Source organism: Bifidobacterium sp. LH_417, from assembly GCF_056357035.1.
Window position 1 is genome coordinate 23,002 of the sequence record NZ_JBKEVI010000018.1, and the last position, 14,220, is coordinate 37,221.

Annotated in this window: 7 protein-coding genes and 5 tRNA genes; 6 read left to right on the forward strand and 6 right to left on the reverse strand. The window is 65.0% G+C overall.

Features of this window, described 5'->3' with window-relative positions:
* Positions 1–95: 95 nt before the first annotated feature.
* From AC1AYR_RS09605 to AC1AYR_RS09615, 3 genes are all read right to left on the reverse strand, one after another.
* A complete protein-coding gene (locus AC1AYR_RS09605; protein WP_476512452.1) occupies positions 96–1,676 on the reverse strand; it encodes an aspartate ammonia-lyase in 1,581 nt (526 codons plus the stop codon).
* 357 nt (positions 1,677–2,033) lie between these two features.
* Positions 2,034–2,660, reverse strand: a complete 627-nt coding sequence (locus AC1AYR_RS09610; RefSeq protein WP_476512453.1) for a TetR/AcrR family transcriptional regulator — start codon at positions 2,658–2,660, stop codon at positions 2,034–2,036.
* 171 nt (positions 2,661–2,831) lie between these two features.
* A complete protein-coding gene (locus tag AC1AYR_RS09615) occupies positions 2,832–4,325 on the reverse strand; it encodes a DUF2974 domain-containing protein (RefSeq protein ID WP_476512454.1) in 1,494 nt (497 codons plus the stop codon).
* Between the two features lie 561 nt (positions 4,326–4,886).
* Here AC1AYR_RS09615 and AC1AYR_RS09620 point away from each other — a divergent pair.
* The 5 genes from AC1AYR_RS09620 (at position 4,887) to AC1AYR_RS09640 (ending at position 6,507) form a co-directional block, all read left to right on the forward strand.
* Positions 4,887–4,959 (forward strand) — tRNA-Gly (locus AC1AYR_RS09620).
* 37 nt (positions 4,960–4,996) lie between these two features.
* Positions 4,997–5,068 (forward strand) — tRNA-Val (locus AC1AYR_RS09625).
* A gap of 41 nt (positions 5,069–5,109) precedes the next feature.
* Positions 5,110–5,182: transfer RNA gene (locus AC1AYR_RS09630), tRNA-Ala, on the forward strand.
* 82 nt (positions 5,183–5,264) lie between these two features.
* Positions 5,265–5,337: transfer RNA gene (locus tag AC1AYR_RS09635), tRNA-Val, on the forward strand.
* Between the two features lie 1,097 nt (positions 5,338–6,434).
* Positions 6,435–6,507: transfer RNA gene (locus AC1AYR_RS09640), tRNA-Arg, on the forward strand.
* A 1,738-nt stretch (positions 6,508–8,245) separates the two neighbouring features.
* Here the strand turns inward: AC1AYR_RS09640 and AC1AYR_RS09645 are convergent.
* The 3 genes from AC1AYR_RS09645 to budA form a co-directional block, all read right to left on the reverse strand.
* A complete protein-coding gene (locus tag AC1AYR_RS09645; protein WP_476512455.1) occupies positions 8,246–9,553 on the reverse strand; it encodes an esterase/lipase family protein in 1,308 nt (435 codons plus the stop codon).
* Positions 9,554–9,731: 178 nt separating this feature from the next.
* Positions 9,732–11,240, reverse strand: coding sequence for an amino acid permease (locus tag AC1AYR_RS09650; RefSeq protein ID WP_476512456.1), 1,509 nt, complete (start codon positions 11,238–11,240; stop codon positions 9,732–9,734).
* Positions 11,241–11,407: 167 nt separating this feature from the next.
* Positions 11,408–12,175 carry an acetolactate decarboxylase gene (budA, locus tag AC1AYR_RS09655; RefSeq protein WP_476512457.1) on the reverse strand — a complete coding sequence of 256 codons (768 nt, stop codon included), beginning with the start codon at positions 12,173–12,175 and terminating at the stop codon, positions 11,408–11,410.
* Positions 12,176–12,474: 299 nt separating this feature from the next.
* Here budA and AC1AYR_RS09660 point away from each other — a divergent pair, with 299 nt between their 5' ends.
* Positions 12,475–14,025, forward strand: coding sequence for an MDR family MFS transporter (locus AC1AYR_RS09660; RefSeq protein ID WP_476512458.1), 1,551 nt, complete (start codon positions 12,475–12,477; stop codon positions 14,023–14,025).
* Positions 14,026–14,220: the final 195 nt, after the last annotated feature.

Sequence of the window (14,220 nt, forward strand, 5' to 3'; positions counted from 1 at the left end):
GTTCCACGACGCACGGCTCCGTGGGTGTGCGGTCCTACAGGCGCGTCGTTCTATGGTCGTGCCGCCCTACGGCCTGCCGGGCGCGCCCGCCGGGTTCATGCCTCGGTCTGGTGCTCGCGGCAGGTCTGGCCCAATCCGCGCGCCAGACGGATCGGATCGAGGAGCTCATCGAGCCGCTCCGCCGGCAGATCGGTCATCTCGCCCGCCACCTCGCGTACCGTGCGGCCCGAGCGCACCGCCTCCGCGGCGATCGCCGATCCCTGCTCGTAGCCGATGTAGTGGTTCAACGCGGCGGCGATCGACGGCGTCGACTCGGCGTGCGCACGCCCCACCTCCGTATGCACGACGATGCCCTCCACGCAGTTGACGCGGAACACGTCCATCGCGTTCGTGAGCAGCGACATGCCGGTCAGCAGCTCGTGCACCATCACCGGGTCGAACGCGTTGAGCTGCAGCTGGCCCTCCGCCACCGCCCAGTTCACCGTCACGTCCATGCCGAAGATCATGAAGCAGCACTGGTTCACGCATTCCGGGATCACCGGGTTCACCTTCGCCGGCATGATGCTCGATCCGGCCTGACGCGCCGGCACGTCCAGATCGTTGAAGCCGGCGCGCGGCCCCGAGTTGAGCAGACGCAGGTCGTCGGCCGCCTTCTTCAGGTGTACGGCGAGGTTCTTCAACGCCGCCGAGGTCGCCACATACGCGCCCATGTCGGTCATCGCCGCCACCGGGTCCGGCGCCGCCGTGATCGGCAGTCCGGTGATGCGTGCCAGGTGCTCGGTCGCCGCGCGCCGGAACCGCAGATCCGCGCAGATGCCGGTGCCGATGGCCGTCGCACCCAGATTCAGCTGCGCGAGCTGCGGCACGAGCCGCTCGAACACCGCCAGATCGGATTTGAGCAGCGTCGCGAACGCGTGGAACTCCTGGCCGTAGGTCATCGGCACGGCGTCCTGCAGCTGTGTGCGGCCGAGCGTCACGTCGTTGATGTGCTTGTCCGCCAGATCGTGGAACGCCTTCGCGAGACGCTTCGTCGCCTCGGCGAGCGGGTGGATCGCGTCGATGAGCGCCAGCTTGCACGCCGCCGGATACGTGTCGTTCGTCGACTGCGACTCGTTCACGTCGTCGTTCGGGTGGATGTACGCGTAATCGCCGCGCCTGTGCCCGGCGAGTTCCAGCGCGCGGTTCGCGATCACCTCGTTCATGTTCATGTTCGACGAGGTGCCGGCACCGCCCTGCATCACGTCCACCGGGAACTGGTCGGCGAGCTTGCCGCCCTCGATCTCCACGCACGCCTCGCGGATGAACCGCGCCTTGTTCGCGTCGATGAGTCCCAGCTCCTCGTTCGCGCTCGCGCAGGCGCGCTTGACCGTCGCGTAGGCGCGGATGAGCTCCGGGTGCGCCGAATCGGTGATGCCGGAGACCGGGAAGTTGCCGATTGCGCGTTGCGTGTGGATGCCCCAATACACGTCCGCCGGCACCGCCATCTCGCCGATGCAGTCGTGTTCGATGCGGACCGGTGTCGGCGTCGCCGCCGGTGTCGGTGTTGGCGTCGCTGTTGGCGTCGGTGTCGCTGTCGTACCGTCCGTCCGCGTCGTGTCGTTCGTCGTGCCGTCGCTCGTCTCGTCTGCCGGAGTCGTCGCGTTCGTCGCGTCCATTGCGTTCGTCTCGTTCGTCATGTCTCCATGATGTCGCCTCGACGCGGGAAACGCCATGCCCGCGCGACGATTCCCCTCTGTGAGAAACCGCACACGTCTCGCGGGTTGCCGGGGGTACCGGGGGTGTCGGAGTGCCGGGGTGTCGGGGATCCCGGTGGCGGGCGTTCTCCTTTTCGGGAGTGCCGGGGTGCCGGGGGTGTCGGAGTGCCGGGGTGCCGAGGGTGTCGGAGTGCCGGGGTGCCGAGGGTGTCGGAGAGTGCTGGGAGTGTCCGGGGATCTAATGGCAGGCGTTCTCCTTTCGGGAGCGCCGGGGGGCCGGGGTGCCGGAAAGTGTCGTGGTGCCGGGTGCCGGGGGTGCCAGGGAATACCGACGCTCGGCTATTTGTTGTAGATGCGGTTCCAGTAGGCGAGCATGTTCTCCTTGGACATGGACAGGTACATGCCCATGGCGAGCACGGCCACGTCCTCGTTGAGCAGATCGTCCATCGAGACGGTCTTGCGCAGCTCCGGCCAGCGTTTGAGGATGGTGAGCAGCCCGCCGGCCGTGAAGTCCAGCAGCAGATCGGTTTTGAGATCGAGGCGGTCCGCATCGAGATCGAGCGTCTGGATGAGCGACATACGCGCGAAATCGTGCAGTGACTCGACGAGCTCGGGGGAGCTGTGGGGGCCTGCGAGCAGGGCGAGACGGTCGAGACGCTGCTGTTCGCGCGGCGAGTTCATGAAATGCGTGATGCGCTTGCGCCATTGCTCCTGCGGGTCGGCGGTCGGGTTCGGGGCCTCTTGGATGAGCGGTGCGGTCCGCACCTCGTTGAGGATGGCGGCGTCGGCGAGTTCCGGCAGTCCGGAGAAATGATAGTAGAACGAATTGCGGTTCACCTTCGCGCGATGCACGATGTCGGTGACGGTGATGCGACGGTATTCGCGGTCGGCGAGCAATCCCCAGAAGGCGCTCTCCATGCGTTCGCGTGCAGGTGGGATGTTCGAGTCCCTGCGCGGGCGTGGCATGTTTCCTCCTCGATGATGTGACGGTGGTGCGGCGATAACGCGGCGGTACGGGCAATCAACTAGACAGCTTGTCTAGACAGTATAGCCAATAATGAGACAATCGTCGCTCATCGTCATCGGACATCGGCCGTCGCCGTCGATCATCATGGTCGGACGTCAGACGTCTACGTCTCAGACGTCTGACGTCTCCGTCGAAGCGCCGTCATCCGTGTTCTTCGCGGCGTGCGGAACCGCGCCATCGCCGCCGGGAGCCGCCGCGTCGTCGGGAACATCCGTCGCCGTCTTCGCGCCACGCCTGCCGCGCGCCATCGACGCCCTCACCAGAATGCCCACGGCCTCCAGCAGATGCCGGCGGTCCTGCGCCGGCAATCCCAGCATCGAAGCGATCATCGCCGGCAGGGACCCCGGGAACCCAGCCATCACCTCGGAGAACGTCGTCGCACCGTTCGCATGCAACACCGCGAACAACGCATCCACCGCACGCTCACGCTGCTCCACCGTCAACCCGACCATCCACGCGTTCAACGACTGGTTGAACAACTGCGAACTCGACGCGAGATCCGGCTCCGTCGCGAAATGATCACCCTCCACCTGCCAGGAGAACGAGAAATGCTGCATGATCCCATCCGAATCCGACGTGACCACGCGGCACGGCTCCGGCGTCTCGAAAATCTGCCCCACGATCGACGAACTCGGCACGATCTTCGTCATCTTCGGCTGGATGTCCAGATACTGCCGCGACGTGACCACGTTCGACGGGAACCCCGGGCCATCCAGCGAATACACGTGACGGATGCGCCGACGCACCTCCTCGTCCGCGTTCATCGCCGCATACACCGCCAGATTGCCGCCCTTCGAATGCCCGGTGAGCACGATCGGCCCGCGCCACAGCCGCGCCACCATGTCGAGATACGCGCTCGCCGCCCGCTGCGCCGGCACCGGATACTGGAAGGCCATGTTGAAATCCTCCTTCCAGCCGATGAGCGAATCGTCGGTGCCGCGGAAGGCGATGACGAGCGTGCCGCCGCGCGTCGGGTCCGTGCCGCGCGTGACGCCGCCGGGGCCGCTTTCGGGGCCGCCTTCGACGCCGCCGGGGTGCCTGCCGAGATGACGGGAAAGCCATCCTCTGTGATTCCTGCCGTCCGGCAGGCGGAACGTCATCGCCGCGAACTGCGTCTGCTCGCCCGGATTCATGTGTTCGACCACCGCGCCGAGCCGGGTCGCGGCGAACCGTGGCGAGGCAGCCACCGCGGCGAAGAAGTCATGCGTCTCATTCGGATCGGTCAGGCCGACCATCTGTACGTCTGGTTTGGAGCCGTCGTCGTTGCTTGTGTCTGTGAGCTCATGGTGCAGCGCCTGCTCCGCCTCGACGAGCGTGACCGACTCAAACGGTTCGCGCACCAGCCCCTTGATCCACAGCCACGGGTGGCGCGGTTCGAACGCGCGCAATCGCGCCGCGAACGAGCCGCCGCGGGCAGTGCGCCCGCCGCGTTCGTTGTGGCCGTTGTGGACTGTGGTCTCGTCCAGAGCGAGCGTGGGGGAGAGACGCGCCACATCCTCGTAGGCGAGCGAGGCGAACACGAGCGCATCGACCTCGTTGAACGGGGCGTCCGGGTCGGTCAACGGGCGTCGCTCGGCGTTCACGTAATCGAACACGTTGCCCATGGGCGTCTCCTTTCCGTGCGATGCCGGCGTTGGTTTGGCTCGGTCGGTTCGGCTGACTTGGCTGGTTCGGTCGGTTCGGCTGACTTGGCTGGTTCGGTCGGTTCGGCTGGTTTGGCTGGTTCGGTCGGTTCGGCTGGTTTGGCTGGTTCGGTCGGTTCGGCTGGTTTGGCTGGTTTGGTCGGTTTGGCTGGTTTGGCTGGTTTGGTCGGTTTGGCTGGTTTGGCCGTTCTGTTTGGCTTGATCGTTCCCTCCGTTCCTTCCGTTCCGTTTGGTTTATTTGGTCCAGTCGGTTCGGTTAGTTCCTTCCTTCCGTTCCGTTCTATCCGTTCCTTCTGTTCCGCCCCGTTCGGCTGCCGAGTCGTTCAGTCTTTCAGTCTAGTCGCGTGCGGGGTGGTGTCTGTGCGTCATCATCGGTGATTTCGTGCGGTTTTCACCGCTCGGGGAGGATGGGGCCGAGTGCTTGCAGCATGGTGCGACACGCCGATGAGGGGCTTCGATTTGCATAACCTGAAAAACCCGCGTATGTTATTCACTCGTTGCTTCACGAAGCAGCAAACAACTGCGGACATAGCTTAGTTGGTAAAGCGCAACCTTGCCAAGGTTGAGACCGCGGGTTCGAGTCCCGTTGTCCGCTCTCGGAAGACCGAAGCGATTCGGTCTGAGGATGACCCGGGCGGTTGGCGCAGTGGTAGCGCACTTCCCTGACACGGAAGGGGTCACAAGTTCGAATCTTGTATCGCCCACGAACGTGATTTCCTCGGCGATTGCGTGTATAACAGAATATGGGGCTATGGCGCAGCTGGTAGCGCATCTCCATGGCATGGAGAGGGTCAGGGGTTCGAATCCCCTTAGCTCCACTCGAAGAAAAGGCCGGCAGTCAGCCGGTTTTTTCGTCGAAACGCCGATTTTGCTCGAATATGTGGAATCGGTACGCGATATGGGCGATTGGCGCAGCGGCTAGCGCACTTCGTTCACACCGAAGGGGTCGTAGGTTCGATTCCTACATCGCCCACCCATCAAGGCCACCGCTTCCGCGGTGGCCTTTCGCATATTGCATTCGCTGATTCCTTCCCTGGCGATCGTATTCTCCTCACGCTGGCGGGAGGAGGCGCGCAGCGCCGGAGGGTGGTTACGAGACGGGACGTTATGTCGGTGTCCAGCCAGGATGTCAGTCAGGTAGCTCTTCGCGTTTGGGCATGTACGGGGGCAGCCATCTTCCTCCCGCTGGCGGGAGGTGGTGCGTAGCGCTGGAGGGTGGTCGTGGGCGTGACGCTAGGCCCGGTGATGTCGAGTTTGTGGGAAGCCGCAGCTTAGACGAGCTGCCAGACGTGTACGGGGCCCGTTGCTCCGTGCTGGCTTGGCGGATGTGTGGAACTGCCGATAGGTTCTGTGGAGTTGAAGGATGAATCTGCGGAGTTTCGCTACGGATGTGTAGTCCTTGGCTGTGGATGTGTGGGGTGTCTCCTTGAAGACAAGGCCGTTCGGTGGTTCCTGCATTCGTCGAATCCGCATGATTCCAAGCATCTCGGCTGCAAGAAATCACCGGGTTGACGCTGTCTTCCCGGGGTGACTGCGCAGATCCCCGGCCAGATTATGCAGGTCGTCGCTCGAATCATGCAGGTTCGTACCCGAACCGTGCAGATCCATGTCCGAACCGCACAGGATTTGCCGGTCGCTCCACACGTCTAGTTTCAGCGGAAGTTGACGCATGTCTCGGGGCATGGTTGCCGGTCGCTTCTCATGTCTCGCTGTTTCGGCGTGTTGCGGCTCTTTACATTTGGGCGTACATGAGCCAGCTCTCTTCTCTTTTGCGTCTGTTCAAGAGAAAGTGGGTCGTGCGAGCGTGTTGTCGTGCGAGCGTGTGGATGTCTTTGCGCCAAGAGAAACGCCGAAACAGAGCCGCGTCAACTTAACCAAACACATTCCTTCCTCCCGCTGAGGGAGGTGACGTGCAGCGCCGGAGGGTGGTTGCAGGCCGAGCAGGTCGGAAGCCTTGGGTCTGATGCCGTGTGATGGCTGGCGGGTCGCGCGTGGCGCGGGCGTGGTGTACAGTAGGGGAGTTGCATGTCGCGGCAAGTGCTTGGCACTGGTCGTCAGATGTGTGATTCTGGGTTCGTAGCTCAGTGGATAGAGCGTCTGTCTCCGGAACAGAAGGTCGAGGGTTCGAACCCCTTCGAGCCCACAGGTAAGCCCGCTTTCCTCATCTTGGGAAGCGGGCTTTGTTGGGCTATAGGAACTCAACGTGGTTGTTGATCGGTGTGCGGCCGTGTGCGGGTGGCTGTCGCGGGTGGTGTGCCCGTGGTGCGGGATGGTTTCGTTGTACGGGGTCTGGATTGTGCGCCCCGGTAGGCTGGTCGGGGGTCGTTTCCGGCTACGGGGCGCGCCTTCTCCGGGTACCGATTCCGGGGTTTATATGGGAATGGCTATGTTCCAGCGTTTTCGTTCGGTCCTGTTGCGTCCCCGTATGCGGGTTTGGCTTGTTTGGGCGTGCGGGGGCGCGGGTGTGCGCCCCCGTAGGCCGGAAACGGGGGTCATGCCCGTGCGGGGCGGATTATATGCCCCCGTACCTGTTGTTCGGCATTGCTGGTTTACGGGGGCATACGCCCGGCAGTGGTGGCCGTGGGAGTGACGGTGCTCCACGACGGCGTGTGGATCGTGTTTGGGGCGACGGCGTTCCACGACATTGTGCGGGGAGCGCTGTGGGACCGCGATGCTCCGCTCGTCGCACCGGTCCGTGCTATGGGGCGGCCGCGGGGATGGCGGTACGCCACAACAGCGTGCGGGAATCGTGCTGTGGGGAGGGCGGTGCTCCACAACGGCATGTAGGGATTGTGTTGTGGAGCGGCGGCGTGCCACAACACGGCCGTGGAAGGCGGTTCGCGGGAGTTGTGGCGCGATTTGAGGGCCCGGCTGCTCCACGACTCGCGGTGGGAACGATACCGGCGGCTGTTGTGGAGCGGGGCCGCTCCACAACAGGAGCGGAACCCGGGATCGCAGGGAGTTGTGGCGCACTTTACGGGCCGGGAACGCCGAAAACGGGGGTTTGTACGGGGCAAGCGGCGGAATGCCGCTCCACAACAGGTTCTCCGGCACGTGTCGTGGAGCAGGACTGGCCGGAGACATGGGGATGGGAAGCCGCGCGCCGCACGAGCCCGCCGCACGCACCCTGAAAACGACCGGCCCCACACCCGAACCGACCGGCCCAACACTGGCCCAACACTGGCCCCGCCCGAAACGACCGGCCCCGCAACGACGGACACACCGGATTCCAGCCCGCGGCCACCCTCCGACACCACGGCGCTTCCGGCCCGCGGCCACCCTCCGGCGCTATGCGCCACCTCCCGCCAGCGGGAGGAGAGGTAAGAGGGTTGCAGACGCATAATCCGGTATCACGGCACCTCCGGTTCGTGACCATCCTCCGGCACTGCGCACCACCCCGCCTGTGACCACCCTCCGGCGCTGCGCGCCCCCTCCCGCCAGCGGGAGGGGGATGACAGTACATCTGCGACCTGATTGCTGTCTCCCGCCGGCGTGAGGGGATGACATGCCGCGATTCCTTCGCTCTCGCTGGCGGGGGGCTCCCGGCGTGAGCCGGGTGGGGGCGGCTGCGTCAACGATGCCGTCGGTATCGGCCGGACACGACGGTGATACACGATCGCCGACTATCCTCCGGCGCTATGCTCCCCCTCCCGCCAGCGAGAGGGGGAGAGGGAATCGCAACCGCGTAATCCGAGGCCGCATGCCCGTTGGCCACTTTCCGGCGCTGCGCGTCATCTCCCGCTGGCGGGAGAAAGACAGGAGGGCCAGAGCCGTATAGCCCCGTACACGCCTCAATGCGAAGAACCGCTGTATCGTCTTCTACCTCAGCGGGAGATGATGAGGGGAATCGGCCCATGCGTGGCTACGCTCCGGCCCATGCTCTACAAGCCGCGACGCTTCAGATCCGCGACCAGCCCCACGTAGAATTCGCGCACGTCGAAACCGGGGATGTTTTCGCGGTTCAGATCGATCATGTCCGCGTGGGAGATGCCGCGCACGCCGTTCGGCTCCAGCCAGGTGAAGCGCTCGCTCCACGGGAAGGATGGTCGCGCGACCAACCCATCGTTCGGGCCGTCGAACCATTTCACCAGCGGATACGTGAAGTTCAGCGGGAACTTGCCGGTCGTCGCGTGCGCGAGCTTCGAGCCGACGCTGCGGCACAGGATGCCCGTGAACGGCCCGGCCTCCGCCTCGCCGCCAGCCGCCGGCACCAGCGTGCCGTCTGCCGCACGCGCCCCAGCCTCAAGCAGTGCCGCATCACCGATCTCCGCGTTGAGCCGCGCGCACCCGGCCTGCGTGAGATCGTGCACCGCGGCCATGAAATCGGGCCGCCTGTCACCCAAATGCGAGGCAGCCGCGTTGTATACGGCCTCGACGCGCCGCTGCACCGCCATCGGGATGTTCGTCAGCAGATAGTCCGCGAATCCGCAGCCGCGGTGCGGCGTATTGATCGTTGTCAGCGATGCCACCCATCGCCCCGCGCCGCATCGTGCGATCGCGTAGCGCATGTCCAGTCCGCCTTTCGAATGGGCGATGACGTTCACCTTCCCGCATCCGGTCGTCTCGACGATTCGCCGGATGCGTTCGGTCAGTTCGCGTGCGCTGTCAGCCACGGACGCCGCCGACTGATGCTCGCCGTAATAGACGACCGCGCCGTTGCGCTCCAGTTCGGCCGGTATGCGCCCCCAATAGTTGAGCGCCTTCGTGTCGCGGAAGAAGACGCCGTGCACGAGCAGAATCGGGTAGCGTGTCGCGCATACGCGTGCGGCGGCGCGCGCACGGTCCAGTCCTTCCTTCGCCGATTCGAAACGCACCTCCTCGGCCACGGTGCGGATGATGAGCCGTAGCGCGATGAGGTTCGCGATGGGAATCCACCCGCACAGGACGCCGATCACGCGGATCTTCAGTCCCAGCTGCACCGACGTGAGATACACGGTGACGATGCCGATCCAGAAGACCACCGACTCGATCAGGGCCACGACGCCCAACGCGACGAGCCACGCCTTCCATCCGGCAGCCCAGGCGACAGGCCACGGAACCGTCAGCATCGTCGTCAATGATGTCGCAAGCGCGACGCAGGCAATCAGCGTCGTCCACCAGAACACGCGCAGCATGGCCACGCCGAACGCGCAGGCGGCGATGCGCCCGCTTTTCGCCGGTGCGACCGGAATATTCGCAGAGCTGTTCACACCTCCACTCTAGCCGCGGCGGAATACCAGGAATACCGGGAATACCGGGAATACCGGGAATACCGGGAATACCGGGAATACCAGGAATACCGGGAATACCAGGAATACCAGGAATACCAGGAATACCAGGAATACCGGGAATACCAGGAACCGTCCGTGCGACCGTCCGTGCGACCACCTACGGCAGCTGCACTTCGGCCGCCGGATGCTTCCCGCGCCACCACTTCTGCACGAAGTAGGCGGCATAGCACACCACGATGAACAGCAGCTCGGCCGCAAGCGCGAACCGCTGCTCCGTGTCGAAGAACACGAGCAGGAACGAGGCGGTGCACAGGATGAACGCGCCCCACGAGGTCCACGGATAGCCGGGCGTCGCGTACTTGAGTTCGCCGACCGTATGCCCGGAGGCGATCCAGCGGTGACGGAACACGATCTGGCAGTAGGCAATCGCGATCCACACCACCACGGCGGACAGGCCGGACAACGCCACGAGCACGAGGTACACGGTGGAGGCGGCCACCACGGAGGAGAGCAGCGCGAGGAGGCCGCCCGCCATCGCGGCGCACAGGGCCAGCATCGGCACGCCGCGACGGTTCGTCTTCGCGAACCAGCGCGGAATCATGCCCTCATGGCCCATCGACCACACCATGCGCGTCGAGGCGTACAGGCCGGAGTTCGAGGCGGAGAGCACGGCCGTGAGCACGACGAAGTTCATGATGTCCGCCGCATACGGGATACCCACCGAGCTGAGCACGAGCACGAACGGGCTTTCGCCCACGCCTGCCTTGCGCCACGGGATCAGCGCGCTCATCACGACGATCGAGCCGATGAAGAACAGGACGAGACGCCACAGCGTCGTGTGGATCGCCTTCGGCACGGCCTTCTCTGGGTCGCGCGTCTCGCCGGCGGTCACACCGATCAGCTCGGTGCCGGAGAACGCGAAGTTCACGGTGAGGATCGTGGCGAACACGGGCATGAAGCCGTTCGGGAAGATGCCGTCCTTGAACAGGTTGTCGAACATCGGCGCGTGCGTGTACCCCTTCATCGGGATGACGCCGAAGATCGTGAGCGTGCCGATGAGGATGAACGCGCAGATCGTGAACACCTTGATCGAGGCGAACCAGAACTCCGCTTCGGCGAAGAACCGCACGGAGAGGGCGTTCAACGTGAAGATCAGCGCAATGCACGCCGCCGACCACACCCATGTGGGCGTATGCGGGAACCACCGCTGCATGAGCAGGCCGGCGGCCGTGAACTCGGAGCCGAGCGCCACCGTCCATGTGAGCCAGTACTGGATGGCGATCACGAAGCCGGTCCCCGGCCCGATGAACTTCTCCGCGTACACGTGGAACGAGCCGGTCACAGGCATCGCCACGGACAGTTCGCCGAGCGTGAGCATCACCAGATAGACGATGACCGCGCCGATCGCGTAGGCGAGGATCGTGCCGATCGGGCCCGCCTGCTGGATCGTGTAGCCGGAGCTCAGGAACAGGCCGGTGCCGATCACGCCGCCCAGCGAGATCATCTGCAGGTGGCGGGCCTCCATACCGCGCTTGAGGTTCGTGTGCAGCGCGTGCTTCGTATGCTTCTCGGCGCCGGTCGTCGAATCGTCCGGTGCGGTGGTCGTCGCCGTCGCGGCGTCGTCGGGTCGCTCCGTCGCCGTCGTTCCGGATTCGCTGTCGCTCATCTCTCTCGTCCTCTGTCTCGCGTTTGCGGTCGAATCGCGAACAGTATACGCTACGCGGGTCACGAGCGGGAGGCCGGTTCCGGCGCGACGTTCCGCCGGCGCGCGTGCCGCGACGCCGCGGACGTCAGCCGGTTCCGGCATCCGCGGCGGTTCGCGGCGATCCCGCGTCAGTCCGCTTTCACGTCGCCTTCCGCGTGCGTGATCGCCTCGGCGATGTTGTCGCGGGTGAAGTCGTGATTGCGGTAGTCGGGATTGTCGACGGGCAGGTGCGTGACCATCGTGTCGAACACCTGACTGAGGATCTCGCCGCGTTCCAGCACCGCGTCGAGCACGTGTCCGCCGATCGAATGGTCGTCGGCGAGGAAATGCTCATGGAAGCCGGCGACGGCGGCGCCATGGAACATGACGGGGGAGAAGTAGCCGAGCATCGTGCCGCGCACGTCGTGGCCGAGGAAGATCGCCTGCCGGTCCGCGACCTCTTCGAGCGTCGGGTACGGCGCCTGCTGTTTGATGACGGCGCGCGTCTTGATGAAGCTGAACGTGCCGCGCACGATGACGGAGAAGAACGTGTTCGCGCGGCCGTTCGCCTCGACGATGCGCCGGTTGAGCTCTTCCAGGCCGATGTCGCTGCGTTTGCACTGGTATTGGAACGCGGCCCGGTGCATGTTCGCGAACGGCAGCGTCAGATCGTCCGGCACGGTCTCCACTTCGCCGGTGCGTCCGACCTTCCACGCACGCCCGTCGAGGATGATGATCTCGCCGTCGAGCCCTTCGCCGGTGCCGATGCCCGTGTCGCCGTGGGTGAGCAGCTCGCCCATCGTGGTGGTGCCTTCCAGCAGACCTGGTACGAGCAGCGCGAGCGTGCCGTGCTGGTACAGCACGTTCGCGCGGTGCTCGTGGATCGGCTCGATCGATTTGCCCTTCAGTTCGCTCACGATTCCGTAATATAAGGGGTCTGCTGCGTGCGGACAAGGACGGTGTCGTGGTTTGTCGCGCGCATGGCCGTGATTCCGCTCACACGTGTCCGGGCGGCCGGCGGTGTGCCGATGTTTCGCCTACGGCGTGGATGCGGTGTGATTGCAGTGCGATTGGGATGTGATTGGGGTGTGATTGGGGTGTGATTGGGCACGGTTGGGTATAGCGTAATCGCGTGCTTTCGGGGCGTCGTATCGTCGATGACGACGACGGTCCCCGATGAGGTCTGCATGGGAAAACGGTCGGCACGGGAAGAAGTATGCGGCATATGGCGACAAGGCTGGAATCATCGAAGCGCACGCTCACGCGCGAGGAATCATACGTCGACGGGAAACTGACGCACACGGCGTTCGTCTCGCTCGCCATCCTCACGTTCATCACGTTCGTCGGCAACTTCACGCAGCTGCAGCTGTCCGCCGCGCTGCCGTCGATCGTCGACGAATTCCGCATCAACGTGACCACCGGACAGTGGCTCACGTCCGTGTTCCAGCTCGTGATGGGCGTGATGGTGCCGCTCACCGCGTTCCTCACGCGTCGCTTCTCCACACGCCAGATCGTCATCACGTCGATGATCGTGTTCACGCTCGGCTCCGTGTGCGCATGGCTCGCGCCCACGTTCCTCGTCCTGCTCGGCGGCCGCGTGCTGCAGGCCGTCGGTACCGGCGTGATGTGGCCGGTCCTTCAGATCACCGTGTTCTCGATCTTCCCGCTGTCGCGCCGCGGCGCCGCGATGGGCACCGTGGGCATCGCGATGAGCGTCGCCCCCGCCATCGGTCCGACGCTCGGAGGCCTCCAGACCGACGCGAACGGATGGCGTTCGATCTTCCTCACGCTCACGGTAATCGGCGCGCTCTCGCTTCTCGCCGCCGTGCTGTGGCTGCATGATTTCGGCGAGAACGACGCGACCGCGCGCGCCGACTTCTTCTCGGTGATGCTGTCCGTGTTCGGATTCGGCGGACTGATGTTCGGATTCACGAACATCGAGAACTACCCGTTCTCGCATCCGATGGTGTGGGCGTCGATGCTCGTCGGCGTGGTCGGCATCATCTGGTTCGTCGCACGGCAGGTGCGTCGCGCGCGCCGGTACCGCGAGGGCGTCGCGCGCGGGGAGACCCCCGAGCCGGCGCTGCTCGACCTCGGGGTGCTCAACAACCGTTCGTTCACCGTGGGCACGATCACCGCGTCGCTCGCGTTCTTCGCGTTCAGTTCGATTCTCGTGATCATGCCGCTCTACATCCAGAACGACCGCGGCTACTCCGCGACGATGAGCGGCCTCATCATGCTGCCCGGCGCGATCGGCCAATGCATCTCCCAGCTATTCGGCGGCAAGGCGCTCGACCGCTTCGGCGCGCGGCCCGTCGCCTTGTTCGGCGCGGTCATGCTCACCGTCGGCACGATCGGCATGAGCCTCATCTCGTCCGACACGTGGATCTGGTGGGTCTCGATATGCCAGTTCGTGCGTCAGATCGGCATGGGATCGCTGCTGATGCCGATCACCACGTGGTCGCTCAACTGCCTGGAGCCTTCCGGCCTCTCCGCCGGTTCGGCCGTGACGAACACGGCGCGGCAGGTGGCGGGCGCGATGGGCGCGCCGATTCTCGTGATCCTCATGGAGACGTTCACCGCCATGTACCATGCGGGCGGCATGGACGCGACGCTCGCGAACATCGCCGGCATCCAGTGGGCGCTGCGCATCTCCGCGTCCCTGTGCTTCGTCATGGTGCTGCTCGTCGCCTTCGGCGTGCGCGGCAACGGCGCGGGCTCCGCGCATGAGGCCGCGGCCCGCGCGATGCGGCGTCTGCGCCGCTAAGCGGGGGCGGGGCATGCCGTGACGTGTCGGGCATGCCTTGGTGATGTGCCGGGCATGCCGTGACGTGTCGGGCATGCCGTGACGTGCCGGGCATGCCGTGACGTGCCGGGCGCGCCCTGACGTGTCGGGCATGCCCGGTGGTGGTTGTCTGGCGCGTCTTGGTGACGGTACCGGGCGTCACCAGACCTTATCTAC

What these genes read in the sequence shown, in the direction of transcription:
- AC1AYR_RS09605 (WP_476512452.1), bottom strand. Translation starts at nt 1,676, where the DNA reads ATGACGAACGAGACGAACGCAATGGACGCGACGAACGCGACGACTCCG.
- AC1AYR_RS09610 (WP_476512453.1), bottom strand. Translation starts at nt 2,660, where the DNA reads ATGCCACGCCCGCGCAGGGACTCGAACATCCCACCTGCACGCGAACGC.
- AC1AYR_RS09615 (WP_476512454.1), bottom strand. Translation starts at nt 4,325, where the DNA reads ATGGGCAACGTGTTCGATTACGTGAACGCCGAGCGACGCCCGTTGACC.
- AC1AYR_RS09650 (WP_476512456.1), bottom strand. Translation starts at nt 11,240, where the DNA reads ATGAGCGACAGCGAATCCGGAACGACGGCGACGGAGCGACCCGACGAC.
- AC1AYR_RS09660 (WP_476512458.1), top strand. Translation starts at nt 12,475, where the DNA reads ATGCGGCATATGGCGACAAGGCTGGAATCATCGAAGCGCACGCTCACG.